General features: G+C 67.2%; 19 protein-coding genes. 11 read left to right on the forward strand and 8 right to left on the reverse strand.

The window, feature by feature from the left end; translation table 11 throughout:
- Positions 1-67: 67 nt before the first annotated feature.
- A complete protein-coding gene (hpaR, locus tag QO033_RS18960; RefSeq protein ID WP_284482539.1) occupies positions 68-526 on the reverse strand; it encodes a homoprotocatechuate degradation operon regulator HpaR in 459 nt (152 codons plus the stop codon).
- A gap of 503 nt (positions 527-1,029) precedes the next feature.
- Between hpaR and QO033_RS18965 the strand changes: the two genes are divergently transcribed.
- Entirely contained in the window at positions 1,030-1,668 is a 639-nt protein-coding gene (locus QO033_RS18965; RefSeq protein ID WP_284482540.1) for a DsbA family protein, read from the forward strand.
- Positions 1,669-1,680: 12 nt separating this feature from the next.
- On the opposite strand, the gene QO033_RS18970 is transcribed toward QO033_RS18965, so the two are convergent.
- From QO033_RS18970 to QO033_RS18985, 4 genes are read right to left on the reverse strand one after another with little or no spacing between them, the layout of a single operon-like run.
- Positions 1,681-2,634: a TIGR03571 family LLM class oxidoreductase gene (locus tag QO033_RS18970; RefSeq protein WP_284482541.1), complete on the reverse strand. Its 954-nt coding sequence runs from the start codon at positions 2,632-2,634 to the stop codon at positions 1,681-1,683.
- Positions 2,635-2,645: 11 nt separating this feature from the next.
- The gene (locus tag QO033_RS18975; protein ID WP_284482542.1) at positions 2,646-3,137 is read right to left on the reverse strand and encodes a nuclear transport factor 2 family protein; all 492 of its coding nucleotides are present in this window, start codon (positions 3,135-3,137) and stop codon (positions 2,646-2,648) included.
- A complete protein-coding gene (locus tag QO033_RS18980) occupies positions 3,130-4,248 on the reverse strand; it encodes an alkene reductase (RefSeq protein ID WP_284482543.1) in 1,119 nt (372 codons plus the stop codon). The genes QO033_RS18975 and QO033_RS18980 overlap by 8 nt, the downstream gene beginning before the upstream one ends.
- A 15-nt stretch (positions 4,249-4,263) precedes the next feature.
- Entirely contained in the window at positions 4,264-5,250 is a 987-nt protein-coding gene (locus tag QO033_RS18985; RefSeq protein ID WP_284482544.1) for a TIGR03571 family LLM class oxidoreductase, read from the reverse strand.
- A 90-nt stretch (positions 5,251-5,340) separates the two neighbouring features.
- On the opposite strand from QO033_RS18985, the gene QO033_RS18990 reads away from it, so the two are divergent.
- Together QO033_RS18990 and QO033_RS18995 are read left to right on the forward strand one after the other, a co-directional pair.
- Positions 5,341-6,267, forward strand: a complete 927-nt coding sequence (locus QO033_RS18990; protein ID WP_284482545.1) for a LysR family transcriptional regulator — start codon at positions 5,341-5,343, stop codon at positions 6,265-6,267.
- Positions 6,268-6,443: 176 nt separating this feature from the next.
- Positions 6,444-8,183, forward strand: a complete 1,740-nt coding sequence (locus QO033_RS18995; RefSeq protein ID WP_284482546.1) for a sugar phosphorylase — start codon at positions 6,444-6,446, stop codon at positions 8,181-8,183.
- A gap of 19 nt (positions 8,184-8,202) precedes the next feature.
- Here the strand turns inward: QO033_RS18995 and QO033_RS19000 are convergent, their stop codons facing one another.
- The 3 genes from QO033_RS19000 to QO033_RS19010 all read right to left on the reverse strand — a co-directional run bounded on the left by QO033_RS19000 (position 8,203) and on the right by QO033_RS19010 (position 12,160).
- On the reverse strand, positions 8,203-9,432 hold the full coding sequence (locus QO033_RS19000; protein WP_284482547.1) for a glycosyltransferase family protein: 1,230 nt from the start codon (positions 9,430-9,432) through the stop codon (positions 8,203-8,205).
- On the reverse strand, positions 9,425-10,219 hold the full coding sequence (locus QO033_RS19005) for an HAD-IIB family hydrolase (protein ID WP_284482548.1): 795 nt from the start codon (positions 10,217-10,219) through the stop codon (positions 9,425-9,427). Before QO033_RS19005 ends, QO033_RS19000 begins: the two co-directional genes overlap by 8 nt.
- A 288-nt stretch (positions 10,220-10,507) precedes the next feature.
- Positions 10,508-12,160, reverse strand: a complete 1,653-nt coding sequence (locus tag QO033_RS19010) for an AMP-binding protein (protein ID WP_284482549.1) — start codon at positions 12,158-12,160, stop codon at positions 10,508-10,510.
- Positions 12,161-12,332: 172 nt separating this feature from the next.
- Between QO033_RS19010 and QO033_RS19015 the strand changes: the two genes are divergently transcribed.
- The 8 genes from QO033_RS19015 (at position 12,333) to QO033_RS19050 (ending at position 23,192) form a co-directional block, all read left to right on the forward strand.
- Positions 12,333-13,547, forward strand: coding sequence for an acetyl-CoA C-acetyltransferase (locus QO033_RS19015; RefSeq protein WP_284482550.1), 1,215 nt, complete (start codon positions 12,333-12,335; stop codon positions 13,545-13,547).
- A 3-nt stretch (positions 13,548-13,550) separates the two neighbouring features.
- Complete coding sequence (locus tag QO033_RS19020; RefSeq protein WP_284482551.1) at positions 13,551-14,978, forward strand: enoyl-CoA hydratase-related protein; 1,428 nt, start codon at positions 13,551-13,553, stop codon at positions 14,976-14,978.
- 5 nt (positions 14,979-14,983) lie between these two features.
- Entirely contained in the window at positions 14,984-16,288 is a 1,305-nt protein-coding gene (locus QO033_RS19025; protein ID WP_284482552.1) for an aminotransferase class III-fold pyridoxal phosphate-dependent enzyme, read from the forward strand.
- A 14-nt stretch (positions 16,289-16,302) separates the two neighbouring features.
- Positions 16,303-16,683: a nuclear transport factor 2 family protein gene (locus QO033_RS19030; RefSeq protein ID WP_284482553.1), complete on the forward strand. Its 381-nt coding sequence runs from the start codon at positions 16,303-16,305 to the stop codon at positions 16,681-16,683.
- 163 nt (positions 16,684-16,846) lie between these two features.
- Complete coding sequence (locus tag QO033_RS19035) at positions 16,847-17,605, forward strand: IclR family transcriptional regulator (protein WP_284482554.1); 759 nt, start codon at positions 16,847-16,849, stop codon at positions 17,603-17,605.
- Between the two features lie 320 nt (positions 17,606-17,925).
- Complete coding sequence (locus QO033_RS19040; protein ID WP_284482555.1) at positions 17,926-19,938, forward strand: hydantoinase/oxoprolinase family protein; 2,013 nt, start codon at positions 17,926-17,928, stop codon at positions 19,936-19,938.
- An 11-nt stretch (positions 19,939-19,949) separates the two neighbouring features.
- Positions 19,950-21,530: a hydantoinase B/oxoprolinase family protein gene (locus QO033_RS19045; RefSeq protein WP_284482556.1), complete on the forward strand. Its 1,581-nt coding sequence runs from the start codon at positions 19,950-19,952 to the stop codon at positions 21,528-21,530.
- A gap of 51 nt (positions 21,531-21,581) precedes the next feature.
- On the forward strand, positions 21,582-23,192 hold the full coding sequence (locus QO033_RS19050) for an ABC transporter substrate-binding protein (RefSeq protein ID WP_284482557.1): 1,611 nt from the start codon (positions 21,582-21,584) through the stop codon (positions 23,190-23,192).
- The last annotated feature ends 49 nt before the right edge of the window (positions 23,193-23,241 follow it).

Below are 23,241 nucleotides of genomic sequence, written 5' to 3' on the forward strand. Positions count from 1 at the left end.
CCGTCCGGGCAACCGGGCGTGCAGAGCCCGTGATCGCGGAGTTGTCCTGTTGTGGACCTCCGCGGTCTCAGTCGAAATCCGTCGCTTCGGCCACTTCGCGCAATTCGCCCAGAAGGGTCAGCAGCTGCGACATCTTCTCCGTACCATATGCGGCCTCAAGCCGGCGGTAGATCTCCTCGGATCGGCGCGAGGCCTCCTCGAACAACGCCGCCCCTTCGCGCGACAGGATCACCGAATGGCGCCGCGCGTCCTTGGATTTCACCGTGTGGATCAGCCCCCGGTCCAACAGCGTCCTGAAAATCCGCGACAACGACGGCGCGAGGATCACACACCGCTCCGACAGGGTCTTGGAATCCAGCGGCGAGTCATCGGCCAGGGCGCGCAGCACCCGCCATTGCTGCAAGGTCAGGCCATAGCTTTCGACATGATCCTTGAAGGGGCGCATGGTCGCTTCTCGGGCGCGCAGAAGCGAAATCGGCAAAGCGCGCTGAAAATCCCGAAGCCGTTTTTCCTGACCTGTGTCCATTGTCACTCCGTGGCGGTTCCCCTTCCCTGCTCCGACGGGGTCTCGATCTCCTCCCTATACCGGGGGGCGCGGCTTAAAAAGATGCGACGCGGCCCGAATGGTTGCCGCTGTGGCGGTGGATTATGTTTTCTAGGCACGCGTGGCGCATCGGCCACGTTCCGCGGGCACCCCGACAGGCCACAGAGGACGCCGGCCCGCCCCCCTCGGGATGACCCTCCCCGCGATCAGGATGTGTCCAAGGGGGTGACATTTCGGGAACCTGGTATCGAAATTCTGCCTCCTTTCGCATGACGCGGCGGCAGTCTATGTGCATATCCGGGAGTTTCGCTCTCAGCCAGGATGACGAGGGGCGCAGGCCCCCGCGCCGTTCGGGCAGGTATTTGGGATGAACGGGCGGCAGGTCCCGCCCCGGGGAACACCGGCAAGGAGCGTGGCGCGACGGCTTCCGTGCCACTGCAATGCCACTCAGCGCTTGTGGAAAGCATCGAAGGAATTTCAGGGCCATGACGCGATTGATCTATGTGTACGACACCTTGTGCGGCTGGTGCTTTGTTGCCCGGCCCGAAATCAGCAAGCTCCACGCTGCCCTGCCGCCGGATTTTGAATTCCGGACGCTTCATGCCCACCTCTTCACGCATGACCATCCCTTTCCGATCAATGATGCGACGCTCGCGATGGTGAAAGAGGTCGGATGGAAGGTCGGCCCCGAAAAGACCGGAGCAAGGATGTCCGAGGCCTACGTCTCGCTGCTTCAGACGCCGGGGCTGGTCCATGAATCCGGGCTCAGTGCCCGCGCGGCGGCGGCGGCGGACAGTCTGGATCCGGCGCGCGCCTACGACTTCGAGATGGCCCTGCAGGGCGCGGTTTTTGAACAGGGCGCGGATTTCCGGGATCCGCAGGTGGTCCTGACCAACTGGACAGCCGTTGGCGGCGCCCCCGACGCGATGGAACGGGCGTTGGCGGATCCTGAAACCGAGAAACGCCAGCTTGAAACGGCACGAATGGCGCATGCCCTCCTTGCGAGGGTCGGCGCCCGGGGAACGCCGACCTTGATACTGGAGCACCAAGGCCGCCTGAGCCTCCTTGACGCCTTTGACAGTGACGATGCCCTGACACGGTTGCGCGCACTCGGGCTTGCCTAGGGCGGGAAACGATCAGGCCGCCTCCAGCGCGGGCAGGACATGGGCCCCCATTTCCTCGATCACCGATTGCGCCGACCGGCGCGAGGGTTTGAGGTTCAGCGCAACATGGCGCACGCCCAGGTCGCGATGCTGCAGCAGCCGCTCGGTCAGCGCCTTCCGGCCGATCCGCACCACGTTGTAAAAGCGCTGGTAGGGCGCCTCGGGGTTCGGATCGAGGTCGAAGAAGGAGGAGTAGCCATAGGCCGGAGGCGTGCCATCTCCGGCGGCAGATTTCAGCGCGGCAAGGATCTCACGGATCGCGGCGTCGTCATCCACGGCCCAGATCCAGGCATCGACGTTCCGCGCCAGCCACTCGATCGGTTGACGGGACCGGCCCACGGCCATGATCGGCAGGCGGCCATGGACGGGTTTCGGATGCATGTCGAGGTTGCCCGAGAAGGTGCCGAAGCGCATCGTCTCGGCGCGCGGGAAACGGTTTTCCGACAGCGTGCGGATGACCTCGACCGCCTCGCGGTAGCGTGCGCCACGGTCCTCGAAGTCGATGTTGAAGGCGGGATATTCCACGGGACGGTCGCCGGTGGAGAGCCCGAGGAGGAAGCGCCCCTCCGTCAGCCGGTCTACAGAAAGCGCCTGCTTCGCGACAGAGACCGGTTCGCGCAGCGGCAGCACGACGCCAGTGGTGCCAAGCGTGATCGTCGACGTGACGGCGGACAGATACCCCGCATAGACGAACGGATCGAGCATCTGCGCCGCATCCCCGAAGTTCGGGTCGTAGAAGGGCACATCGCGCAGCCAGATGCTGCCGAAGCCCGCATCCTCCGCCTGTTTCGCGACTGTCTGGTGATCCTTCAGCGTCGGAAAGGGGCTGTCGGGATAGGCCTCCAACGGTGTGATCAGGCCGACCGACAGGCGGTTTTCGGAGAAGGCGCGGCAAAAGCTCCGGGGCATCGCAGTGGTCTCAAGCATCGGAACCTCCGTCAGTCTTCCGCTTCGCCATCATGCGGCCAGAGCACATCGAGCTCGGACCGTCGGATCCGCCATTCTCCGTCCACCCGGGCATACTCGTCGACATAGCGGCCCAGCAGCAGGAACGGGTGCTGCGCCCCGGGCCGGTCGGTAACGAAATCCAGCAGATAGCAGCTGCCCGTCGCGGTATCGGGGCCGGTCAGGGTGATCTCGTGATTGGCAATGGCATGGACGAAGGGGAAATGCCCGGCCTTGCGGCTGTCGAACATGTGGTAGGCGCTGGAAAGGCTCGCCTTGATCTCGTCCAGCCCCTTCATCGCCCCAACGGTGACGATCACCTCCGCATCCCCGGTAAAGACTTCTCCCATACGGCTGGCCTGATTGCCATCCAGCAGGGCGCTGTAATGCCTGCGCAGGGCGCGGATCTCCTCACGGTCGAGCAGCGCGGTGATGCGATCTTCGCGGGCGGTGTCCTTCTGGGACAGTTGCGTCATGTCAGTCATCGGTCCTGTCTTTCTGTTCTTCCCAGGTGGGGAAATCGGTGTATCCGGCAGCGCCAGCGCCGCCGTAGAAGGCCTCACGCGGGGCGGTGTTGATCGACCAGCCGTTCCGCATCCGCGCCACCAGATCGGGGTTGGCGATAAACGGTCGGCCGAAGGCGACCAGATCCAGCGCGCCGTCCTTCAGCGCCTGTTCGGCGGTCTCAGGCGTGAAGCCGCCCGCGGCGATCAGCGTGCCGGTGAAGGTCTTGCGAAACTGCGCCGGGAACCTGTCGGGCATGGCCGCGCCGCCGATGGTCAGCTGGTCGCTGAGATGGACATAGGCGGGCCGGCGCACCTCCAGCGCCGCGGCCACGGCCAGCCAGGTTTCGGCCTCGTCGTCGTAGCCGGCCATGCCCGACAGGCGCCCGAAAGGCGAGATACGCACCCCGGTGCGCTCCGTCCCGATCTCGGCCGCCACCGCATCGATGGTCTCCATCAGGAAGCGCAGGCGGTTCCCGATGCTGCCGCCGTAGCGATCGGTCCGCCGGTTGGAACCGGCGTTGATGAATTGCTCGAAGAGATAGCCGTTGGCGCCGTGAATCTCGACCCCGTCGAAGCCCGCGCGCAGGGCGCGCCGGGCGGCACTGACGAAATCGGCGGTGACACGGGCGACCTCCTCCGTCTCAAGCGCCCGGGGCGCGGAGGCAGGGAGCTGAGCGGGCTGACCGTCGGGGCCAAGAGCGAAGGAGAACGCCCCCGCACCACGTTGCGCACTGGCCGAGACCGGCGCGCCGCCGCCCGGTTGCAGCGAGGTATGCGAGACGCGGCCCACATGCCAGAGCTGCACGAAGATGCGCCCGCCACGGTCGTGTACCGCCTGCGTGACTTGCGCCCAGCCCGCCTCCTGCGCGTCGGTGTAGATGCCCGGGGTGTAGAGATAGCCGTTGCCCTCCGGACTGACCGGCGCACCTTCGGTGATCAGCAGCCCAGCGTCGGCCCGCTGCGCATAGTAGAGTGCGGTCTGGTCGTCCGGCACGCCGGTCTCGGCGCGCGACCGGGTCATCGGCGCCATCACGACGCGGTTCGGCAGGGACAGGCCCGCAAGATCGTAAGGGGTGAAGAGACGGGACATGGGAAGGTCCTTCGGTCAGGAGAGAGAGGGAAAGCGCGGCAGCACGTCGCGTTCGAGATCGGCAAGCACATCCGCCATCGGGCGGGTGGTGAAGCGCGGGTTCAGCGCGATATGGTTCACCCCGGCGTCGCGCGCCCGCTCCATGAAATCGGCGAGGCTCCTGCTGCCGGTCTTGAAGCCCGCACGCCCGCGTTCGAACGGCCGGTCGCGATCCCGCGACAGGTGCAGGAACCCGGCGATGCCATAGGGCTTGAAGATCCCGCCAGTGGCGGCGCGCCAGTCGGCAACCGCCTGCGGCAGGTCCGGCCCGGCCGGAGCGGGAACGATGACACCCTCCATCCTGGCGCCGATCCAGGCGATGTCCTGCCCGGCGCGGCCGATGGCGAGCGCCGGCGTGCGCCCCTGCGGCGGCTTCGGCAGCACGTCGAACCCGCCGGGCGAGGCGCCGAAATGCGGAGTGTCATAGGCGGGCGCCTGGGTTTCGGAGAACCGGCGATAGAGGTCAAATATCGCGCGGAACCGCCCGGCGCGGGTATCGAAGTCGATGTCGAAGAGCGGGTATTCCCGGGGCCGGTCGCCCGAGGAGAACCCCGCCAGCATCCTGCCTCCCGACAACTGGTCGAGAGTGGCGACCTGGCGGGCCAGCAGGTTCGGGTCGCGGAACGGCAGGACGATCCCCGCGGTGCCAAGGGCGATCTTCCGGGTCGCGGTGGACAGCGCGGCGATATAGGTCAGCGGCTCGAACACCTGCCCCGCATCGCCGTATTGCGGATCGAAGAAGGGAATGTCGCGCAGCCACAACCCGCTGATGCCGATCGCCTCCGCCTGCCGCGCGGCGTCGATATGGCCCTGCATCGTCGGGATGCCGTCGCCGGTCGGATAGGTCTCCAGCGGCAGGATCAGCCCGAGTGTCATCTCCCCCGGCGCAAAGAGGCGCCGAAAGCCCGCGTGGCGGGTGACGGCGGTGGAGAGCTCTGCATCAGGCGCACGGTTGCGGGTCATCGGACGATCCTTTCAGAACCGCAATCTATTGATCCGGCCAGAAAAGATAATATGCTTTGAATTCCCTTCATTCCGTCTTTGAATTCCATAATGCCAGATACAGAAGACCCCTTCTCCGGGGTTCGAGAGTTTGTCGGGGCCGTTCGCACCGGCTCTTTCACGGCGGCGGGGGCCATCCTCGGCCTGACCGGCTCGGCCGTCGGCAAGAGCGTTACCCGGCTGGAAGCGCGGCTGGGCACCAAACTGCTGCACCGCACCACCCGGCGGCTGTCGCTGACCCCCGAAGGGCAACGGTATTTCGATGGCTGGGTGGCGATCCTGTCAGATGTCGAGGGACTGGAAAAATCGGTTACCGCCGGCAGCGGGCAGATCGCCGGACGGCTCCATGTCCACCTGCCGGCCGCCTTCGGACGCCGCCACGTGATGCCGGTGCTGATACGGCTGGCGGCGGTGCATCCGGCGCTGGACCTCTCCATCACCTTCACCGAACGGCGGGTGAACATGATCGAGGACGGCGTGGACCTGGTGGTGCGGATCGGCGCGCTGTCGGACGATCCGGATCTGGTGGCGCGCAAGCTGGGGCGGCAGCGGCTGGTGATCTGCGCCAGCCCCGACTACCTTGCGGCGCATGGCCCGCTGTCGGCACCGGCCGACCTGACCGGCCATGACTGCATCATCGGCAGCCGCCGCGTCTCGGTCCCTCCGGCCTGGTTGCTGCGGCTGGCCGACGGAACGACGACCTCCCAGCAGATCCGCGCCCGGCACGAGTTCAGTGACGGCGACGCCATGCTGAACGCTGCGCTCGCCGGCGCCGGGCTCGCCCAGCTACCGACCTGGCTGGTCGGCAGCGCGCTGGCCTCGGGCGCGCTGGTTCCGGTGCTGGAACCCTTCTCCGGCGCCGAGATGCCGATCCACGCGGTCTGGCCCCGCTCACGCTATCTCAAGCCCGGACAACGGGCGCTGATCGATGCGCTGGTGGCGGATGCGGCCCGCCCCGAGGCAGGCTACTGGCTTTAGACGGTCCGGTTTGCCCTCGCCGCCCGGGATAGGCCCGTGGCCCGTCGCAGAGCGTTGCACGAGGGTCCCGGCCCGCGCCGAAGTCCCGCCGGCGCGGGACGTAGGGTTTGACACATCAGGCAAAACCCGGAAAACAGGTGGGACCCCTCCTGACCTGACAACTGTTTCCGGTGACGATGACGATCAATGCTTTCCACGCGCGGCTGACGGATCTGGTCCGCCGGATCTATCCCGAATACGACGCCCATATCGTGGTCAGTCAGATCATCGACGCCTTCTGGCCGGAGGGCAGCCATCGGCGGCACCGGGCACGCTCACCCAGCAACCGGCTCTGGTCGGAGAAGGACGCACTGCTGATCACCTACGGCAATTCGATCACCGACGGCTCGCACAAACCGCTGGACCTGCTGCACGACTTCCTGACCCGCTACCTCTCCGGGGTGACCAACGGGGTCCATATCCTGCCCTTCTTCCCCTTCACCTCGGACGACGGTTTCGCGGTGACCGATTACCGGGCGGTGAACCCGCAGCTGGGGGAATGGTCCGATATCGGCCGCATCGCCGAGCGGTTCCACCTGATGTCGGATCTGGTGCTGAACCATGTCTCCAGCCAGGGCACCTGGTTCAACGCCTACCGTCAGGGGCTGGCCCCCTACGATCACTTCTTCTTCGAGGCCGACCCGGAAGACGACCTGTCGCAGGTGGTGCGGCCGCGCACCACGCCGCTGCTGCAGGAGGTGGAGACCAAATCCGGCCCCCGCCATGTCTGGTGCACCTTCAGCCACGATCAGGTGGACCTGAACTTCCGCAATCCCGAAGTGCTGCTGGAGATGCTGCGTATCATCCGGCTGCATATCGACAAGGGGGTGCGCATCCTGCGGCTCGACGCTGTGGCCTTCCTGTGGAAGGAGGTCGGCACCAGCTGCATTCACCTGCCGCAGACCCATGCCATCGTCCAGCTGATGCGGCTGCTGTGCGACTATGCCACCGAGCCGGTGGTGTTGCTGACCGAGACCAACGTACCACGGACCGAGAACCTCAGCTATTTCGGCAACCGCAACGAGGCACATGCGGTCTACAACTTCCCGCTGCCGCCGCTGATCCTGCATGCGATGCAGTCGGGCACCGCCTATTACCTGCACAAATGGCAATCGGCGATGCCGCCGGCGCAGATGGGGTGCGCCTATCTGAACTTCACCGCCAGCCATGACGGGATCGGCATGCGCCCCGCCGAAGGGGTGCTGCCGGCCGAGGAAAAGGCGCGGATGATCGAGACCGTCCGGGAGGCCGGCGGTCTGGTCTCGATGCGGGCGCTGCCGCAGGGCGGCGAGGAACCCTATGAGCTGAACTGTTCGCTGTTCGATGCGATGCGGCGCACCTTCGCCGGCGAGGATGACCATCACCTGGCCAGGTTCCTGTGTTCGCAGACCATCGTGATGTCGCTGGAGGGGATCCCGGCCTTCTATATCCATTCGCTGCTGGCCACCCCCAACGATCATGAGGCGGTGGAGCGGCGCGGCATGAACCGCGCGATCAACCGCCATCGCTGGCATTATCCCGATCTGCTGGAAAAGCTGGCCGACCCGTCGTCGGACCAGTCGCATGTGCTGGGGGCGATGTCGGCGCGGCTGCGCATCCGGGCCCGTCAGCCCGCCTTTCATCCCAACGCGACGCAATTCACCCTGCGGCTTGAGGACCGGCTGTTCGGCGTCTGGCGACAGAGCCTGGACCGCAACCAGTCGATCTTCGCGATCCACAACGTCAGCAGCGAGCCGGTGCTGCTGAGCCCCTCGACCATAAACCTGATCGAGGACGACCACTGGGTCGATCTGCTGTCGCAGGAGGATGTGGTGGCCACCGGCCCCAGCATCCCCTTCGCCCCCTATCAGTGCCGCTGGATCTCCAACCGCAGCTGAACGCGGCGCGGGTCCGGCCTCAGGTCTCGGGGGCGAATTCCTCCAGATCGCCGGCAACGGCCCGGCGCATATCGCTCAGAAACTCCGGATCGGCCGCATGCACCCGGTTCCAGGTCGGGATGAAGGGGCTTTCATGCGGGTTGTCGATGAACACCTGTCCGGCGCGAATGATGTTCTCGGCAAAAAGCTCGATGGATTTCTCTTCCTTGTGGCGATCCACCGCCAGGCCGTTCATCCGCGCATCGTTGTAATAGCTGTCGAGAAGATCCAGCGCGCAACGGTAATAGGTCGCCTTCAGCGTGCGGAACACATTGGGGGTGAAGACGGTGCCATCGGCCGCCAGCTTGCGGAAGATCGCCTTGCAGATATCGGTAGACATCCGGCTGAGACCGCGGCTGGCATCCTCTTCGGACAGCTCCTGGTGCTTGTGATCGTAGGCGTCCGAGATCTCCACCTGACAGACCGACTGCGGCGCCAGATTGCGCCAGGCCTCGGACAGCACGCCGATCTCCAGCCCCCAGTCCGAGGGGATGCGCAGGTCGGGCAGCGTGGGCGTGCGCATGGCGAATTCGCCCGACAGCGGATAGCGGAAGCTGCGCAGGTAATCGAGGTAATCGCGGTCCCCCACCACCCGTTTCAGCGCGATCAGCAGCGGGCTGACCAGCAGCCGGGTCACCCGGCCGTTCAACTTGCCGTCGCCGATCCGGGGGTAATAGCCCTTGGCCATCTGATAGGGGAAGGCCGGGTTGGCGACCGGATAGATCAGCCGCGCCAGCATATCGCGATCATAGGTGAGGATATCGCAATCGTGCAGCGCCAGCACCGAACTGTCGGCGCAGGCGATCAGATAGCCCATCGCGGTCCAGACGTTCTTGCCCTTGCCGGGCTCCTGCGGCGCCAGCCCCAGATCCTCCAGCCGCTGCATCAGCGCGGTCATCCGCGGGCTGTCGTTCCAGATCACCACATGGTTTTGCGGCAGCCGGCCGAAGAAGGCCTGGGCATGGCGATACTGCGCCTCGTCCGCCTGATCCAGCCCGATGATGATCCGGTGCAGATAGGGCACCGCGGAGAGTTCATCGAGGATATGCGGCAGCGCCTCGCCCTCCAGCTCGGAATAGAGCGAGGGCAGGATCAGGCTGATCTTGCGGGATTCCGCAAAGGCCGAGAGCTCATAGCTCAGATCGTCCAGATCGCGGGTGCGCAGGTTGTGCAGCGTCGCGATATTGCCGTTCTGGTGGAAATCAGCCATGCGAGGTCGGCTCCTTGGTCAGTTTCAGTTCGTCCAGCAGGGCCAGGACGGCCTCTGCCCAGCCTTCAGGTCCGGCGGCCCCGGTGCGCCGGATATGGCCGCTGGCCTCTCCCGGCAGGGTCGGCAGCGGCGGGGCGTGATCGTTGCGCACGATGACGCCGAATTCGGTACGCTGCAGCATCGCGACATCGTTGGGCGCATCGCCCAGGGCCAGCGAATGCCGCGGCCTGCGTTCGGCGAGGATCCCGGCCACCCGGTCGGCCTTGGTGCCGCCGAAGGACAGCGTCAGGAACCGCCCGCCCTGCTGCGCCGTCAGCCCGGCCTCCGCCGCCGCCTGCAGAAATCCCGGCAGCTCCGCCTCCGGCCCGGTCCAGCGACCCGGCTCGCTGAACTGCCGCGCCTGCGCCAGCAGCGCGGCGTCCCGGCTGAGACCGGTGGCGGCCGCAATTTCTGTCGCGCTCATGTCGCCGAAGCCGCGAAACCCCGGCGGCAGCGCCGCCAGCCGGGCGCGCAGGGCCGGGTAATCCCCGGCAGCCGTCTCCGCCCCCTGCCCCGGCGCCAGCAGGCCTCCGCCATTCTCGACGATGGCAGGCCAGTCGGCAAATCCGATGGCCTGGCGCAGCGGCGCGATCTCCGCCGCGGTCTTGCTGCTGGCCAGAACCACCCCGGCCCCGATCCGCCGCAGCGCCCGCAGTGCCGACGCCGCCGGCGCCCAGCTATAGCTGTCATGATCCAGCAGGGTGCCGTCGAGGTCCGAGAAAACGATCAGATCGGTCTGGTCCGTCACCGCAGGTTCCTATCGCGCAGAATTCCGAAAACCCGGCCCGAGGGCCCCACCGGTCCGTCACCGGACCCAGAGAACATGCCAGAACGCCCGCTGTCTACCGCGCCGCGCCGCCTGCATCCGCTTGCCGCAGGGGCAGCCGGCAAAACCGGCACCCGTTTCGGGAAAAGGTTGTATCCGTGTCGGGCGATGGCCGTCCTGCCCCTTCTGCCGTGGCGATACGACAGGAATACGACATTCAATGTCGCACAGGAACCGCGATCTGCGTCAAAACCGCCGGGCGGCCCGGTCTCAGGTCCGCGGCGCCCGGTCCGTCGCCCGGGCAGCCTCGCGCTCCTGCAGCAGGCGCCAGTCCACCTTGTGCGAGGCGGTTCGCGGCAGGCTGTCGACGAATTCCACCTGCCGCGGCAGCTTGAATCGGGCCAGATGCGGGCCGAGCCAGCCGATCAGCGCCTCGGCCGTCAGCGCCTCGCCCCGGCGCAGCTGCACCAGCGCCTTGACTGTCTCGCCGCGATAGGGATCGGGAGCGGCAATGACGCAGACCCCCTCCACCGCCGGATGGCCGAAGATCACATGTTCCACCTCGGTCGGCCAGACCTTGAAGCCGGAGGCGTTGATCATCCGCTTCAGCCGGTCGACGATACGATAATACCCATCGGGCTGGCGCAGGGCGAGATCGCCGGTGCGCAGAAAGCGGCGACCGGCGTGGTCGAAAAACGTCTCTGCATCCGCGTCGGGCCGGTTCCAGTAGCCCCGCATCAGCTGCGGGCCGGAGACCACCAGCTCCCCCACCTCGCCATCGGGCAGCGGCGCCAGGGTCTCGGGGTCGACGATCATCGCGTCGGTCATCTGCGCCGGGATGCCGACGGTACCCGCCTGTGGCGCCCGCACCGGGTTCAGATGGGTCGGCGACATGGTTTCGGACATGCCGAAGGCCTCGATATACTCCAGCCCGAACTCCGCCCGCAGCCGCGCCGCCACCGGCACCGGCATCGCCGCGCCGCCGCCGGTGAGGATCTCCACCCGGCGCAGCGCCGGCTCCACCGACGCCCCACGCGACATCATGTCCACCACCATGGTCGGCGGCGCGTTCCAGAAGCTCACCCGGTAATGGCCGAACAAGGAAATGGCGGTATCGGCATCCCAGCGGGTCATGATCATCAGCATCGCCCCGGCGTGGATCGCCGCGTTCATCGAGCCCTGCATGCCGGCGACGTGAAACAGCGGCTGCACGGCGGTGATCACGCTGTCGGCGCGCATAGCGTACCACTCGGCCTGCAGCACGGCGGTATGCATCACGCTGCGATGATCGTGCAGGCAGCCTTTGGGCCGCCCCGTGCTGCCCGAGGTATAGGGCAACACCGCCGGGTCGCCGGCCGGAGCGGTCAACCCGGGCACGAGGTCCGGCGCCGGCCGGTCCAGCGCCACAGACCAGCCGATCAGCCGGGGATCGTGATCCAGCCCCACAGCCGGCGCCTGTGTCAGGGCCGGCGGCGGCGCCACCGGCGCGGCGGGCAGCATGTCGGCATAGCGCGCCACCACCAGGGTCAGCGCCTCTGCCCCGTCCCAGCCGGTGAACCGGTCCAGCAAATCTTCCGCCACCAGCGCCACCTGCGCCCCGGCGTCCGACAGGATCGCCGCCACCTCTTCGGCGCGGTACATCGGGTTCAGCGGCACCACCACCCCGCGCACCGCCAGCACCGCGTAATAGGCGATCACATACTGCGGGCTGTTCTGCAGATCGACCGCCACCCGGTCGCCCGGCCGCACCCCCAGACCCAGTAGCGCCGCCGCCAGCCTGCGCACCTGATCCCACAGCGTCCCGTAGCTGAGATCGGCACCGTAATAGCCGATGGCCATGGCCTGCGGCCGGGTCTCGGCCTGATGCGCCAGATTCCGCAGGATGCTGCAATCCGGCCCCAGATGCGGTTGCGACAGCGACATCGGCGGCACTCCTCTTTCACGGTTCACCGGCGGGGCCGCCTGCGCGCATCCCCGGGCTTTCTGCCTAATTGCTAGCACCTCGACCCGTAGCCAAATACGAAAATCGGAAAAACCTTGCGAATATTCGAAACACCTGCTTTCCAATTGAACAAATTCCCAGCGGAGTCCCCCGGTGACCGGCCAACCAGACGCCTTTATCTGCGACAGCATTCGCACCCCGCGCGGCAAGGGCCGCGCCGGCGGCGGGCTGGCGACGGTCAAACCGGTGCGGCTGGTGGCCGACCTGCTGGCCGAGCTACAGCGGCGCAGCGGTCTCGCGCCGGAGACGGTCGACGACATCGTTCTTGGCTGCGTCTCTCCCACCGGCGAACAGGGCGGGCCGATCGGGCGCACCGCCGCCCTGCTGAACGGCTGGCAGATGGCCGGGCCGGGACTGCAGGTGAACCGCTTCTGTGCCTCCGGACTGGAGGCGATCACTCTGGCGGCGCAGAAAATCCGCTCCGGCTGGGAACATCTGGTGATCGCCGGCGGTGTCGAATCGATGTCGCGGGTGCCGATGTTTTCGGACGGCGGCGCCTGGCAGTTCGACCCGGAGATTTCCGGCGCCTGCGAGTACCTGCCCCAGGGGATCAGCGCCGATCTGATCGCCAGTCTCGGCGGCATGGATCGCGCCATGCTCGATGGCTTCGCCGCCCGGTCGCACCGGCAGGCCGCCGCCGCCTGGGACAACGGGCATTTCGACCGCTCCGTGGTGCCGGTGCGGGACGATCTGGGGCAGAGCCTTCTGGCGCGGGACGAGACCATCCGCCCCGACACCACCCCCGAAACCCTGGCCGCGCTGCCACCGGCCTTCGCCGATCTCGGCGCCGATGGCCACGACGTCACCGCCCTGCGACACGCCCCCGACCTAGCAACGCTCCGCCACGATCACACCGCTGGCAATTCTTCCGCCATCGTCGATGGCGCCGCCCTGCTGCTGGTCGCCTCCGCCGCGATGGCGGCGCGGCAGGGGCTCCGCCCCCGGGCGCGGATCCTGGCAAGCGGTCTCTGTGCCTCGGACCCGGTGATCATGCTGACCGGCCCGGTCGAGGCCGCGCGCCGGGCGCTCCGCACCGCCGGCCTCGGCTTTGACGATATCGATCTATTCGAGGTGAACGAGGCCTTCGCCGCGGTGCCGCTGCATTTCATGGCGGCAACCGACGTGCCGCTGGACAGGATCAATATCGACGGCGGCGCCATCGCCATGGGCCATCCGCTGGGCGCCACCGGGGCGATGCTGACCGGCACGCTGATCGACGCGCTGGAGCGCACCGGCGGCCGGCGCGGGCTGGTCGCCATGTGCATCGGCGCCGGCATGGGCACCGCCCTGGTGATCGAGCGGATCTGAGCCATGCAATCCTACTTCACCGAAACCCTCAACGATGACGGCCTCCTGACGGTGGCGCTGGCCGATCCCTCCGGCCCGGTGAACCGCACCACCGACCGGTTCAAGGCCGAGCTGAGCGCGCTGCTGGACCGGCTGGAGGCGGCCCCGGTCAGAGGCGTCATCTTTCTCAGCGACCGGCCCACCTTCGGTGTCGGCGGCGATGTCGACCAGATCGCCGCGCTCGCCGCCACCGGCCCCGCCGGGATCTTCGCCGACAGCCAGCGGATCAAGGCGCTCTTTCGCCGGATCGAGCGGCTGGGCCTGCCGGTGGTCAGCCTGATCGAAGGCCTCGCCGTTGGCGGTCATTTCGAACTGGCGCTGGCCAGCCATGCCTGCTTCGCCCGCGACGACGATGCGATCCGGCTGGGGTTCCCCGAATGCGCTGTCGGGCTGATCCCCGGCGCCGGCGGGCTGGTGCGCTGCGTGCATCGGCTGGGCCTTGAGGCCTCGATCCCACTGATCGTCGAGGCGCGCCTGATCCCGCCCGCCCGCGCGGCGGAACTGGGGCTGATCACCGGGCTCGGACCCGACCGGGCGGCGCTGCTGGCGGCAGCGCGGGACTGGATCGCCGCGCATCCGGCCCCGCATCAGCCCTGGGACCGCAAAGGCCACCGAGTGCCGGGCGGCGGGTTGTTCGACCGGCGCGACCGCTATCTGTCGCTGCAGGCCAAAACCGCCGGGCTGATTGCGACGGGCGGCGGCCGGCCCTGCGCCGAACGCACCGCCCTGTCGGGGATTTGCGAGGTGGCCGCCTGCGGCTTTGCCGATGGCGAGGTGATCGAAAGCCGCCTCTTCGCCCGGCAGGCGATCAGCGCCGAGGCCGAGGCCCGGATCGGCCTGCGACTGAAGGACCGCTCCGTCCTCAAGCGCAGCGGCCAGGCGCTGGATCAGGACCTCCTGCAGCGCCTGCGTCAGAGCCTGCGGGACGAGGCGGCCGCGCTGCGGGCCCGGGGTCTCTCCGCCGCGCGGATCGGCAAGGCCGCCCGACAGGCCGGATATGATCCCGAGGTACTGGACCTGGCCCCGGACACCGCCACCGCGCGGCCCGACGCAGCCACGCTCGACCTTGCCGAGATTGGGGACCGCCTGCTGACGGCGCAGAGCCTGCCGGTCCTGCGCGATCTGGTGGCCGGCCGCCTCCACTCCGCCGCGCTGGCCAACAGCGGTCCGGTGAACGCGGCGGGTTTTCCCGCCTGGACCGGTGGCCCGCTGCGCTGGATCACCGCCCGGGGGCCTGCCGCCGTCCTCGCCCAGTGCCGCCAGTGGGCCGCGGAAGCCTCCCCGGGGGCAGACCATTTCACCCCGCCCTTCGCGACCGCCGCCGCACTTCAGGCCGCGCTCGACCGGGCGCGGGACTTCGACACCGAACCAGAGACCGAACAACGGGGATGAAAGACATGTCGCGACTTCTGAACACCAGCCTGACCACCAATGACGAGGCGCCGGTCTATGTCGTCGGCGGCGAGGGCTGCTGGTACGAGCTTTCCGACGGGCGCCGGGTGCTCGACGGCTCGAACTCCGCCGGCGCGCTCGGCCATCGCCACCCCGATATGGTGGAAACGATCCGCAAGGCCGCCGAATATCCCGCGATCTCGGAGGGCTGGGCCTGGAAGGGACGCACCCAGGCCGCCGAGGATCTGATCGATATCGCCTTCGACGGCGAAGGCGACTGGGTCGGTGCGGTGCGCTTCGGCCTGTCGGGCTCGGAAATCAACGATATGGCGCTGTCGCTGAGCCAGGCGCTGACCGGGCGCGCCGCCATCGGCACCCGCGAACGCGCCTATCACGGGCTGACCGGCCTGTCGCGTGAGGTCACCACCCAGCCGCAATGGCATGGCGGCCTGTCGCGCGGCGATGGCAGTGTCAGCCCGGCGGCGCCCAATTGCGAGGTTCGGGTGATCTCCGCCCCTGACAGCTCGCTCTACGGTCAGCGGGTGGTGCAGCACCCGCAGATGAGCCCGGAGGAGATGACCGCGGTGCTCTCCGATGCGGCCTCTGTCATCGTCGATTACACCCAGGGCGGCATCTATCACGAGGCCGGTTATCAGGATCAGGTCGCCGCCGCCGCGAAACGGGCCGGCGCCCTGTGGATCGCGGATGAGGTGGTGACCGGCGCCGGCCGCTCCGGCCGCTGGTTCGCCTTCCAGGGCGGCCAGTCGCGCCCCGATATCGTCACCATGGGCAAGGCGCTGGCCGGCGGCGCCGGTCCGATCGGGGCGGTGATCCTGTCGCGCGACATCTGCGACGAGCTGAAGGATGCCGCCTGGCAGAACTACTCCACCTATCGCGGCCACCCCACCGCCATGGCCGGCGTCTCCACCTATCTCAGGGTGCTCCGACGCGACGGGCTCCTCGACCGGGTGGCGGCGCTGGAACCGGTGATCGGCAAGCGGCTGGTCGAGATCGCTCAGCGTCACCCCAGCGTGTCGCGCGTCGATGGCCGTGGCCTGCACTGGACGGTGGAGTTCCACGGCCCGCACTGGGCCGACTGGACCGCCGCCACCCGGGAGACCCCGATCGCCTCAAAGGTGGTAGCCGCCGCCATGGCCCAGGGCGTCTCCATCGGCACCAGCGGAGAGCAGACCTCGCTGTTCCTGGCGCCGCCGCTGATCATCTCCGACGCAGAGCTGGACCAGCTGCTGCAAGTGCTCGACCACGCGCTGACCGCCGCGGACGAGGAATTCGCCCGCACCGCGGGTTAAGGAAAGGACCTGTCATGACCACCCCCGTCAAAAGCGACGAAGAGCAGCTGAAAGACCTGATCCAGGAGTATTTCGATGCCATATACGAGGGCGACATCGCCCGCGTGCGGCAGGTGTTTCACCCGCTCTGCCGGCTGTTTGCGGTGATCGAGGGCAAGATCACTGCCTTCGATCACGATCCCTACATGGAACGTGTCGCCGGCCGGCCCTCCGGCGCGTCGCGCGGGGATGCACGCGACGATCAGATCGTCACGCTCAGCCTTGCCAGCCCGACCACTGCCTCCGCCCGGGTCAAGGATATCTATGCCCCGCATCGCTTCGTGAACGAGCTGACTTTCATGAAGGAAGACGGCCGCTGGTGGGTGATCGTCAAGGCCTGGCACGTGCTGTCCTGAGCCGCGCGATCCTTTCGAAATCCGGAATATATCATTGACAGAACGCCGCAGGGGGACCTAGTTAGCCCAGTTGGCGCTATTTAGCGTCACCCAAGGAATCGCCATCAAGCGTTATGTTTTTGAGCCGGGTTTCTTCGGAAACGCGCCGACGGAGGGACGAAAAGTGAGTAACGCAGACGATAGCCCCTTTGGTCGCGCTTTCCGGATTATGGAAACCCTTTCCGCCCACCCCGACGGGCTGACTCTCTCCGAGATCGCCGCCGCGACCGATCTGGTGGTCGCGACGGTGCACCGCCAACTCAACACGCTGATCAGCGTCGGCGCCGTGCGCAAGCTGAACACCAAGGCCTTCGTGCTGGGCGAACGCATGTGGATGATGGCGAGCCAGATGACCAATGGCGCCGATATCACCCATTCCGCCGCGCCGGTGCTGAAGGACCTTGCCGACCGCTTTGGCGAGACCGCCTTTCTGGCGCGGCTGGTCGGCCAGACGGTTGAGGTAATGTCGACCTGCACCCCCACCGCCTTCGGCCAGTCCTTTGTCCAGCCCGGCCGCGGCATGCCGCTCTATGCGGCGGCCACCGGCAAGATCCTCCTGGCCCAGAGCTCCGACAGTTTCATCGACGATTACCTGACCCTGCCCCGCAAGGCCTTCACCGCGAACACCAAGGTGGAGGAGGCCGATATCCGCGCCGAGATCGGCGATATCCGCAGCCGTCAGGTTGCCGTCTGCAACAATGAATTCGACCCCGGCATCCTGTCCTATGCCGCGGCGGTGGAGGACAGGCGCACCGGCATCACCTATGCGCTGGCCGTCTTCGGGCTGGCCGACCGGTTTTCCACCATCGACCGTGGCACCGTCGAGACCCAGTTGCTGAACGCCGCACATCGGCTGTCGCTGTCCCTGCGCGGGATCGGCTGACCACGTCTTTTCCGGATTTCGGAAAACGAGCCGCCCCCTCAAGCCCGATGGATGGGTGCATTGACCTGAGACCTCTGGCAATCATCCACATGACCGGCCCCTGACCGCATCTCAGGGCAGCGCCACGGATTTCCGATTTTCGGAAATTCGCTCTCGTTCCTCGAAAAATTCGCTTCTTCTTTGGGCATCCCTGCCGTGCGGCAGGGGTTTGTGGCGGTTTCCGCCCCCTCCCCCCTGCCGATCCATTGACAGAATCCCTCACAGCCCGATCATTCGAAAAAACGAGAAAACTTATCGAATACCGAAAGTGAGGGCAGCCTGTGTCGGACTGGCGTCTAGGAATTGATATCGGGGGCACCTTCACGGATGTGATCGCCGTTTCCCCCGACGGCACGAACCGGCGGTCTGCCAAGGTCCCCAGCAAACCCGCCGAGCCGGTGCAGGCCATCGTCGAGGCGATCGCGGCGGTGGATCTGGCCTGGGACGAGGTCAGCGAGATCGTCCATGGCACCACCCTCGTCACAAACGATATTGTCGAGCATAACTTTCGCCCCTGCGCCCTGATCGCCACAACCGGGTTTTCCGACAGTATCGAGATCGGCCGCACTTCGCGCCGGGCGCTTTACCGGCTGGATCTGCCGCCCAAGGTGACACCGCTGGTGCCCGCGGACCTCAGGTTCGAGGTTGAGGAGCGTTTGTTGGCCGATGGCACGGTTCTGACCGAACTGGCCGACAGCGAGATCGACCGGGTGATCGCCGCAATCAGGCAGTCCGGTGTCGATACCGTGGCCGTCTGCCTGCTGCACGCCTTCCAGAACCCGGCGCATGAGATCAAGCTGGGCGAACGGCTGGCGCAGCATTTTCCCAATGTCTCCCTCAGCCACGATATTTCCCCCGAGATTCGCGAATTCGAACGGATGAGCACGACGGTGCTGAACGCGATGATGATGGGCAAGATCCGCGCCCATCTGCAGCGGATCGAGGAGACCAAGGCGCCCAACAGCCGGGTGCACCTGATGCACTCGGCCTCCGGCATGGCGACACCGGAGCTGATCGCGGAACGCCCGCTGATGCTGGCGATGTCCGGCCCCGCCGCCGGCGCGCTCGCCACCACAGAGATGGCCCGCGCGCTGGGGATCGGCAACGCGCTGACCTTCGACATGGGTGGCACCACCACCGATGTCTGCCTGATCGTCGACGGCCGCGCCGAAGTGGCGGCGAACCGCGAGCTCGGCGGCCAGCGGATCCGGCTGCCGATGGTGGCGGTGGATTCCATCGGCGCCGGTGGCGGCTCCATCGCCCGGCTGGTCTCCGGCGCGCTGGAGGTCGGCCCGCGCAGCGCCGGCGCCACCCCGGGGCCGGCCTGCTATGGCAAGGGCGGCAGCCTACCGACGGTGTCCGACGCCGATATGGTGCTGGGCTATCTCAACCCCGCGCGCACGCTGGGCGGGTCGGTGCCCCTGCAACCGCAGCTGGCCGAAGAGGTGATCGGCGCGCTCGGCGCCGAGATGGGTTTCGACGTCAGAGAGGCTGCCGTCGGCATCACCCGCGTCGTACATGCCACCATGGCACGTGCGCTGCGCAAGGCGACGGTGGAACGCGGGCTCGATATCCGCAGCTTCGATCTGGTCGCCTTCGGCGGCGCCGGCCCGATGCACGCGGTCGAGGTCGCCCGCATCTGCGGCATTCGGCGGATCGTGGTGCCGATGTTCTCCTCTGGCTTCTCGGCGCTCGGCTGTGTCGATGCGGCGATGAGCTATTCGCGTCAGTTCACCGTGAACATGAAGTCGCGAGACTGGGACCAGACGCGGCTGGACGCGCTTCTGAAAGAAGAGATCGACACCCTGTCGAAGGCGCTGATCGAGGCCGGCCACGACTGGGACAGCCTGCGGATCAGCCATACCGCCGGCATCCGCTATTCCGGCCAGAGCTACGAGACGCCGATCCATGGCCCCGCCTTCACCGATCCCGAGCAGTTGGGGGCCCAGTTCGATGCCGCCCACCGCGCGGTCTATGGCTATGCCACCGGCGAGACCTGGGAGCTGATGACAGTACGGACCGAAGTGACCGGCCCCGCCCGGGGCGGCGACGCGGCCAAGATCGCCGGCGGTCTGGCCACCCCCGCCCCGGTGGGCTGGCGCGAGGTGACCTTCGAGACCGGCGAAAGCGCCCGGACCCCGGTCTATGCCCGCGACGCACTGGTGGTCGATGCGGTGATGCCGGGGCCGCTGATCGTCGAGGACGACTGGTCCACCGTGGTCATCCCGCCGCGGGACAGCCTGCGCCGCGACGCCACCGGCAACCTGCATATCGAGGTGGAGCTGCCGCAATGAAGGACGTGCCTGTGAAACTCGACCCCGTGTCCCTCGAAGTGATCCGCAACGCCCTGAGCGCGGTGGCGGAAGAGATGTCGAGCGTGGTGATGCGCGCCGCGCGCTCGCCGCTCCTGCGCGAGGCCGGCGATCATTCCTCCGCCCTGACCGATACCGATGGCTATCTGGTGGCGCAGGGGCGCGATGTGCCGGTTCATCTGGGCGTGCTCAGCTTCACCGTGCGGGAATTCATCCGCGTGGTCGGCCGCGCGGCGCTGAAACCGGGCGATGTCTGGATCCTCAACCTGCCCGATGTCGGCGGCAACCACCTGCCCGACGTCAAGCTGATCCGCCCGGTCTTTCACGACGGCGCGCTCTATGCCTTCTCGATCAGCCTGGCGCATTGGGCCGATGTCGGCGGCGCCATGCCCGGCAGCTATTACGCCGCCGCCTTCGACTGCTGGCAGGAGGGGCTACGCATCCCGCCGGTCCGCCTGGTCGCGGGTGACGAGATCGACGAGGAGAAGATGGGCCTGATCCTCGCCAACGTGCGCGGCCCGGCGGAACGGCGCGGCGATATCCTGGCGCAGATCTCGGCCACCACGGTCGCCGGACGCCGGCTGGAGGAGCTGCGCCAGACCTATGGCGTCGATTTCCTGACGGCCGCCTTCGAGGCCATCCACGACCGCGCGGAACGGCAGATGCGCGAGGCGATCGCGGCGATCCCGGATGGCACCTACGCCGGCGAGGATTTTCTCGATGACGATGGCCACGGCGGGGCGCCGGTGGCGCTCAGGGTCAGGGTCACCATCTCGGGGGAAACCGCCAGTTTCGACTTCACCGGGACCGACGATGCGGTGCCGGGCGCACTGAACACCACCCCCTTCATCGCCGCCGCCGGGGTCTTCTATGTGATGAAGGCGCTCTACGGCCCGGATATCCAGCCCTCTGCCGGCTGCTACCGGCCGCTGTCGGTGATCACCCGGCCGGGGTCACTGCTCGATCCGCGCAGCAACGTGCCGGTGGTCGGCGGCAACCACGAGACCTGCCAGCGGGTCGCCGATGCGATCTTCAAGGCGCTGGTCCCGGTCGCGGCCGAGAAGCTTTCCGCCGGCGGCCCGACCACGGCGGGGCTGCTGATCTTCTCCGCCCGCAACGACGAGGGGGATTATTCAACCTTCTACGAAGTCCACGGAGGTGGCGAGGGCGCCCGGATCGACCGCGACGGCATGGCCGTGACCCGGGTGCATCTGGCCAATGTGATGAGCACCCCGGCCGAGGTGATCGAGACGGAATATCCGATCATGGTCGAACGCCAGGCGCTGCGGCCGCACTCGGGCGGGGACGGCGCCCATCGCGGCGGCGACGGCCTGCACCGGGTCTATCGGATGATGGCCGATCGCGTCTCGCTCACCACCATGTTCGAACGCGCCGTGGTTCCCGCCTACGGGCTGGAAGGCGGCGACGACGGGGCGCTCTTCGAAGTGACCCTGACAAGGAAAGAAGGCACGCAGGAAAAGCTGCCCGGAAAACACAATGTCACCATCGACAGGGACGACCGGGTCACCGTTCTGACCTGCGGCGGCGGCGGCTACGGGGTCAAGCCCGTCTGAGGCGCCCCCAAGATCATCATAATATCCCAACAGGAAAAGGTAGACGGAAGAATGAAAAGACGTGATTTTCTGAACGCGGCCGCGCTCTCCGGCGTTTCGCTTCTGGGCCTCAAGCTCGGCGCCGGACCGGCGGCGGCCGCCGGGCGCAACGATGTCATCCGCATTCTGCTGGAAGACAGCCCCAATACCTTCGACCCCTCCGGCACCGGCTATAACCCGGCCTCCTGCAATATCTCATGGAACGTCTACGACCGGCTGGTGACCTATGCCTCCAAGCCGGTGGCGGGCGAAGACGATGCCTTCATCTACGATTACGACACCATCGTCGGCCAGGCGGCAGAGAGCTATGAGGTCTCCGAGGACGGCACCGTCCTGACCTTCAAGATGCGCGAAGGCGCCACCTTTCACGATGGCCGCCCGGTCACCGCGCATGACGCCAAATGGTCGCTGGACCGCGCCGTGTCGGTGCCGACCTCCAAGGCGCAGCTGTCCACCGGCTCGCTGACCAGCCCGGATCAGTTCGTCGTCCTCGACGACATGACGCTGCAGATCACCGTGCCGCAGGCCGACCGCTTCACCCTGCCGAACCTCTGCATCCTGTTCCCCGCCATCATCAATTCGGAACTGGCCAAGGAGCACGCGACCGAGGACGACCCCTGGGCGCTGAACTGGCTGAAGACCAACGAAGCCGGCGGCGGCCCCTTCGTGATGAGCCGCTATGTCGCCGATCAGCAATTCGTGCTGGAACGCTTCGACGACTGGAAGAACGGCGAGGTGCCGGGCCAGGCGCGTGTGCTGGCACAGATCGTGCCGGTCGCCTCCTCGCGCCGCGCCACCGCCGAGAAGGGCGAGGCCGATCTGGTCCGCGCCCTGTCGGGCCGCGACATCAAGGACGTGATGGACGAGGGCCAGCGCCGGGTGCTGGGCATCTCCAACCCGGCACGGATGGTGGCGATCGCCATGAACTCGGAAATGCCGCCCTTCAACGACAAGCGGGTGCGGCAGGCGGTGGCCTATTCGGTGCCCTATGAGGAGATGTTCCAGTCGGTGCTCTATGGCCGCGGCACACCGCTCTTCGGAGGCACCGCCGAGACGACCGAGGCGATCTATCCGCAGCCCCTGCCCTACACCCAGGATCTGGAGAAGGCCAAGGCACTGCTGGCCGAGGCCGGCCTCGCCGACGGGTTCGACACGACCTTCACCATCGACAGCTCCTATACCGCGACCAGCGAACCGGTGGCGATCCTGATGCAGGAGGCACTGGGCAAGATCGGCATCAGGGTGAAGATCGAAAAGGTGCCCTCCGGCCAGATGGGGCAGCTGCAGACCGACCGGGCCCTGCCGATGTTCATCGCCATGGGCGGCGCCTGGCTGGCCGACCCGGATTACTTCTTCCGCATCTTCTACAACTCCGCCCGCCGCTGGAACTACGGCAACTACCAGAACCCGGAGATGGCACAGCTGGTAGAAGAGACCCGGTTTGAGAGCGATCCGGCGGTCTACAAGGCCAAGGTGCTGCGGATGATCGAACTGGCCAAGGACGACGTGCCGCTGATCGCACTGTGGTCGCCCTATCAGGACACCGTGCTGAGCGATGCGATCCACGGCTACACCTACATGTTCCACGGTCAGCTGGAGATGCGGCCGCTCTACAAGGCCTGAGCCTGACCGACTGCCTTCTGCGGGGCCGGTGCGCCGGCCCCCTCCCTGC

Origin of the sequence: Pseudodonghicola flavimaris (assembly GCF_030164425.1) — a bacterium.
In the GTDB taxonomy this organism is placed as follows: Bacteria; Pseudomonadota; Alphaproteobacteria; order Rhodobacterales; family Rhodobacteraceae; genus Pseudodonghicola; species Pseudodonghicola flavimaris.

Bases quoted from the DNA above. Each gene is read 5' to 3' on its own strand.
- hpaR (WP_284482539.1), bottom strand. From the start codon at position 526: ATGGACACAGGTCAGGAAAAACGGCTTCGGGATTTTCAGCGCGCTTTG.
- QO033_RS18965 (WP_284482540.1), top strand. From the start codon at position 1,030: ATGACGCGATTGATCTATGTGTACGACACCTTGTGCGGCTGGTGCTTT.
- QO033_RS18970 (WP_284482541.1), bottom strand. From the start codon at position 2,634: ATGCTTGAGACCACTGCGATGCCCCGGAGCTTTTGCCGCGCCTTCTCC.
- QO033_RS18975 (WP_284482542.1), bottom strand. From the start codon at position 3,137: ATGACTGACATGACGCAACTGTCCCAGAAGGACACCGCCCGCGAAGAT.
- QO033_RS18980 (WP_284482543.1), bottom strand. From the start codon at position 4,248: ATGTCCCGTCTCTTCACCCCTTACGATCTTGCGGGCCTGTCCCTGCCG.
- QO033_RS18985 (WP_284482544.1), bottom strand. From the start codon at position 5,250: ATGACCCGCAACCGTGCGCCTGATGCAGAGCTCTCCACCGCCGTCACC.
- QO033_RS18990 (WP_284482545.1), top strand. From the start codon at position 5,341: ATGCCAGATACAGAAGACCCCTTCTCCGGGGTTCGAGAGTTTGTCGGG.
- QO033_RS18995 (WP_284482546.1), top strand. From the start codon at position 6,444: ATGACGATCAATGCTTTCCACGCGCGGCTGACGGATCTGGTCCGCCGG.
- QO033_RS19000 (WP_284482547.1), bottom strand. From the start codon at position 9,432: ATGGCTGATTTCCACCAGAACGGCAATATCGCGACGCTGCACAACCTG.
- QO033_RS19010 (WP_284482549.1), bottom strand. From the start codon at position 12,160: ATGTCGCTGTCGCAACCGCATCTGGGGCCGGATTGCAGCATCCTGCGG.
- QO033_RS19020 (WP_284482551.1), top strand. From the start codon at position 13,551: ATGCAATCCTACTTCACCGAAACCCTCAACGATGACGGCCTCCTGACG.
- QO033_RS19025 (WP_284482552.1), top strand. From the start codon at position 14,984: ATGTCGCGACTTCTGAACACCAGCCTGACCACCAATGACGAGGCGCCG.
- QO033_RS19030 (WP_284482553.1), top strand. From the start codon at position 16,303: ATGACCACCCCCGTCAAAAGCGACGAAGAGCAGCTGAAAGACCTGATC.
- QO033_RS19050 (WP_284482557.1), top strand. From the start codon at position 21,582: ATGAAAAGACGTGATTTTCTGAACGCGGCCGCGCTCTCCGGCGTTTCG.